We start from the raw sequence: 4853 nt of genomic DNA on the forward strand, positions 1-4853 counted from the left end.
GAAATTAACTCTCTTTTTTTGTGCCTTTTTTTAAATGTTTAGGACGCTATTGATTAATAACAAATATCTTTGTGTTGAAATGAAGATATAGAAATGAAAATAGAAGAAGTACAACAGCAAATCATGCAATTAATGGTATTAATTGCTCAAAATAAGAAAGAAGAAGCCTCTGTAGCAATAGAGAAAATAGAAGAAAGTATCAATGATGGACTTGACTATGCACAGACAGATGACGAAGTAGTTCGTTGGGGGAAATTTTTGAAGATTATCGAAGAGCTAAAACAGAAGATAGGATAATGGAACAGCACCAACCTTGTTATTGTTGTAGTGGTAACGCATATAGTGAGTGTTGTGAGCCGTATGTGACGAATACTACAGTTCCTTCTACTGCAGAGCAGCTGATGCGCTCTAGGTACACAGCCTATGCCTTAGCTAATGCGATATACATCATTAATACTACCCATCCTAAGACTAGACACTTTCATAGTAAGAAGGCAATTCTACAGTGGGCTAAAGAAAATACATGGCAACGCTTAGAAATTCTTGTCAGTGAGGAGAGTCGTGTAGTATTTAAGGCTTATTATAAAGATGCAGAGGGCAATGTGTGTGAACACTATGAGGATTCTTTGTTTGAAATGTTAGGAGGGAAGTGGTATTATGTATCGGGAACATTTAAGGAATAATCCTTGTGTTTTAGAGGAGGTAAATAAAAATTACTTCGTAACTTAGTGAAAATATAAAACTGTATAAGTATGAAACCAACCAGAATTGAAAGCGACTTAATAGGTGAATTAGAAATTCCTCAACAGGCTTATTATGGTGTACAGACACAAAGAGCAATCAATAACTTCAAGATATCGACAAGTAAGTTGTCTGATTACCCTGAGTTTGTAAAAGGATTAGCTATTGTAAAATGGGCGGCAGCTAAAACCAACTTTGAATTAAACGTTTTAGACGAAAAAATATATAAGGTTATCGCTGATGTATGTCAGGAGATAATAGACGGTAAGCTACATGCTGAGTTCCCTGTAGATATGATACAAGGGGGAGCAGGTACTTCTGTTAATATGAATGCGAATGAAGTTATCGCAAATAGAGCTTTAGAAATCTTAGGTTTTGAGAAAGGTGATTATCAACACTGTTCTCCAAACGATCATGTAAACTTATCTCAATCTACTAATGATGCATACCCTACTTCTCTTAAGGTAGCCGTATTCGAAATGAATAAGAAAGTAGTAGAGAAGCTAGAGAAATTAGTAAAAGGGCTTGAGGCTAAGGCTGTAGAGTTTGAGAATATTATCAAGATGGGAAGAACTCAACTTCAGGATGCAGTGCCAATGACTCTAGGACAAGAGTTCGGTGGTTTTGCTTTCACTTTGAAGAGAGAAATAGCAGTTCTTAACCAGGCTAGCCAAGCGTTCTTAGAGATTAATATGGGAGCTACTGCTATCGGTACTGGATTAAACGCTGTACCAGGTTATGCAGATTTATGTGCTAAGAATTTAGGAATGTTGATGAAACAACCTGTTACTTCTGCTGAGAACTTAGTAGAGGCTACATCTGATACAAGCGGATTTGTTGCTTATTCAGGAATCTTGAAGAAAGTAGCTATTAAGTTATCTAAGATCTGTAATGACCTTAGATTATTATCTTCAGGGCCTCGTACAGGACTTAACGAGATTCAACTACCTCCTATGCAGCCAGGTTCTTCTATTATGCCAGGTAAAGTAAACCCTGTTATCCCAGAAGTAGTAAACCAAGTGTGTTTTAAAGTAATCGGTAACGATATGACTATCACAATGGCTTCTGAGGCAGCTCAGTTACAGTTAAACGTGATGGAGCCTGTATTAGCTCATACTCTAATGGAGTCTATGACATGGTTAGAGAATGCTATGGAAACATTAGTAGAGAAGTGTGTAGTAGGTATTAAGGCTAATGTAGAACATAATAAGGAGTTAGTATTAGGAAGTATCGGTATCGTTACAGCGCTAAACCCTTATATCGGATATAAAGCAAGTACTAAAATCGCTAAAGAAGCATTAGAATCTGGTAGAGGAGTTTATGAATTAGTATTAGAGCACAATCTATTAACTAAGGAGAAACTAGATGAGATTCTAGACCCTAAACATATGCTAGCACCGCATTCGATCTAATCGATACGTGTTATTAAATATAAGAAGTCTCCTACTAGGAGACTTTTTTATTGTTTATAGATGTAACTTTTTTAAAATCTGTTGTCTCAATACAAATTGGTAAGTTTATTGTAGTGATATAATAGCTTTAAAATGTTTGTTATGAAAGCATTAGTCATCGGAGGTACTGGAGCAACTGGTAAAGTACTCGTACGTCAACTACTTTGTGACGATGATTTTCACGAAGTAGTCATATTTATTCGTAAAGAATGGGATATTCAGCATCCTAAGTTAGTCGTTCATTTAGTTGATTTTGAACAAATCGACCAATGGAAGCATCTAATAGCAGGAGATGTCGCTTTTAGTTGTTTAGGGACTACGCTGAAGCAGGCAGGCTCTAAACAAAAGCAATGGCATATAGATTATGATTATGTCATGCAGTTCGCTCAGTATGCAAAAGGAAATGGAGTAACTAACTTTGTATTATTATCAGCTAAGGCAGCTTCTGATAAGAGTGCATTCTTCTATAGTAGACTAAAGGGAACATTAGAGCGCTCTGTATTGAATTTGCGTTTTGAGAATACTATTATTCTGCGTCCAGGACTTTTATTACGTCCAGGGACTAACCGTATGGGGGAGCGAATAGCTGCTAAGATTTTGTTTTTCTTTAATAAGATGCGATTGTTTATGAAGTATAAACCGATAGAGGTGGTTAAAGTAGCCAATCGTATGCGTAGAGAAGCGAAGAATCACTGCTGTCGTCGCTTGATTATCGAAAGCAATGAGATATAATAAAAAGGCTTATCTCTTAGAGACAAGCCTTTCATTTATTATGTATAGTATTACTTAAAGCTAGTTGCTATCTTAAGTAAAGCCTCAGGATCGCTGACACCTTCTTTTACATCCATCAGTTTTATCGTATCATCATCTCCTAGACCAGTGCTCAGTGGTAACTGCTGCGGGATCTTAGGAGTCTCACCAAACAGCGTTTGATATAGCACTATAGAGTTTACGAATACAGCATCATTAAGCATATGTCGTGATCTATCTGTATGACGTAGCATATCTTTACCATCCTTAGTAGCAGTATAACCTTCTTTGCCAGCATAGGCAGCACCTAATACCGCTGAGAAGTTTAAGAATCCAGTGTTAGGTAACGCTTTAGCTACTGCTACACCATTCTCTACTAGTAGAGGTTGATAATCTTTATAATCTGCACTATTGTACTCAAATGGAACCGTCAGACCGTAGATATATGTAGCTACATCAGGGCTGTTTTTGGCTATCTGATCATGTACTTCTGCTGTATTAGATTTATACTTGCCTAGCTCTTGTATGGCTACAGGTGTTGATTCTTGTAGAATCACATAGTCTAGATAGTTTCCATCTTTATCCGTTTGTTTAAATAATTTTTCAGCATTTTTCTTGTTTGAAGAGATGATTTGATCAATGCTTACCCCCATTTCTAAAAGGGATTTTACCTCTACTTGTTTATTGTTTTCCTTAGCTAGTGCGTCTAACATTTTCGGAAAACTAGCGAAGTACTCCGTATGGCTATTCCCTACGAATAGTATTCGTATAGGACCTTCTGCTTTAGGCGGAGTAGGTTTTGCGACTAGTTCTTTCATAGTCTCTCCGTCTCCTTCACCATTTTTGTTCTTATCTCCACACGATGTAAGAACTAATGCTCCAATAAAAGCACTCAATAAAATCTTTTTCATAGCAATTATATTTGTTAATATAAATAAAAATAAGCAATATAAACGAGATAATGTTCTTGTTTATGATTTATTATATCTAATTAATTGACGATTGTAGTTGCTCTGTATGAGTGAGATAGGGAGTAGCTATAATGTGAAATAGGCTTCACAATAATGCGAAGCCTATTTCAGAAATTAAGTATGTGTAAAAGGATTATTTAACTTTATTGAACTCTAAGTTCACATTGATCTTTACATCTTTAGCGATAGCTTGTCCTGATGGATCATACGCTACTCCGAAGTCAAAACGGTTGATCGTAGTAGATGCTTGGAATCCTAATTTAGTATTTCCTTGTCCATCATCTTTTAATAAACCACCATAAGTAAGGTCAAAAGTTACAGGCTTAGTGATATCTCTGATTGTTAAGTTACCTTCTAATTTGTATTGATCTTTACCTACTTTTTTGATTGATTTACTCTCAAAAGTCATTGCAGGGAACTTCTCAGCTGCGAAGAAATCATCTGTTTTTAAGTGGTTGTCACGCATCTCGATAGATGTGTTCACACTGTTCATATCTACTGAGAATTTAAATGTTCCTTTCGTTAAGTCTTCAGGTGTTCCTTCGAATGTTCCCTCGTATTTATCAAAACGACCATCTACGAAAGAAATTCCTAAGTGCTTCACAGAGAAGTTTAAAAATGAGTGGTAGTTATCTACATTCCATTTTGTTTGAGCGAATGATGCAACAGAGAATAATGTTGCTACGAATAATAATGCTATTTTTTTCATGATAATAATTTTAATTGTTCTGTTATATACTACAAATGTAGTACCACATTTAGCTTTAAGCACTTAACCTACATTAAGAAGTGTTTTTATCTTGTGTAATTGTGGTTTTTTATTTCTTTTTTTTAATCGTAATCCTTTCTTTAATAGTAGGATAGAGGAGTTTATTATAATTGAAAATCAATAGCGTCCTAAATAAATTTAAGGCATAAAATATCCTCCCATTTTAGTAGG

Annotated in this window: 6 protein-coding genes; 4 read left to right on the forward strand and 2 right to left on the reverse strand. The window is 35.6% G+C overall.

Going from position 1 to position 4853, the window contains the following annotated elements; genetic code table 11:
- The first annotated feature begins 93 nt into the window (after window positions 1–93).
- The 4 genes from RT228_RS17870 to RT228_RS17885 all read left to right on the forward strand — a co-directional run bounded on the left by RT228_RS17870 (window position 94) and on the right by RT228_RS17885 (window position 2924).
- Window positions 94–297 (forward strand): hypothetical protein, encoded by a 204-nt coding sequence (locus tag RT228_RS17870; RefSeq protein WP_006259864.1) that lies wholly within the window; start codon window positions 94–96, stop codon window positions 295–297.
- On the forward strand, window positions 297–683 hold the full coding sequence (locus RT228_RS17875; protein WP_006262378.1) for a YchJ family protein: 387 nt from the start codon (window positions 297–299) through the stop codon (window positions 681–683). The genes RT228_RS17870 and RT228_RS17875 overlap by 1 nt, the downstream gene beginning before the upstream one ends.
- A gap of 69 nt (window positions 684–752) precedes the next feature.
- Window positions 753–2153, forward strand: coding sequence for an aspartate ammonia-lyase (aspA, locus tag RT228_RS17880; RefSeq protein ID WP_006262377.1), 1401 nt, complete (start codon window positions 753–755; stop codon window positions 2151–2153).
- Window positions 2154–2294: 141 nt separating this feature from the next.
- On the forward strand, window positions 2295–2924 hold the full coding sequence (locus tag RT228_RS17885; RefSeq protein WP_006259860.1) for an NAD(P)H-binding protein: 630 nt from the start codon (window positions 2295–2297) through the stop codon (window positions 2922–2924).
- A gap of 50 nt (window positions 2925–2974) precedes the next feature.
- On the opposite strand, the gene RT228_RS17890 is transcribed toward RT228_RS17885, so the two are convergent.
- Both RT228_RS17890 and RT228_RS17895 read right to left on the reverse strand, forming a co-directional pair.
- Window positions 2975–3853, reverse strand: coding sequence for a hypothetical protein (locus tag RT228_RS17890; protein ID WP_006262376.1), 879 nt, complete (start codon window positions 3851–3853; stop codon window positions 2975–2977).
- 193 nt (window positions 3854–4046) lie between these two features.
- Window positions 4047–4622: a YceI family protein gene (locus RT228_RS17895; RefSeq protein ID WP_006262375.1), complete on the reverse strand. Its 576-nt coding sequence runs from the start codon at window positions 4620–4622 to the stop codon at window positions 4047–4049.
- Between the last annotated feature and the right edge of the window lie 231 nt (window positions 4623–4853).

This window comes from Myroides sp., assembly GCF_032073645.1.
Taxonomy (GTDB): Bacteria; Bacteroidota; Bacteroidia; order Flavobacteriales; family Flavobacteriaceae; genus Flavobacterium; species Flavobacterium odoratimimum.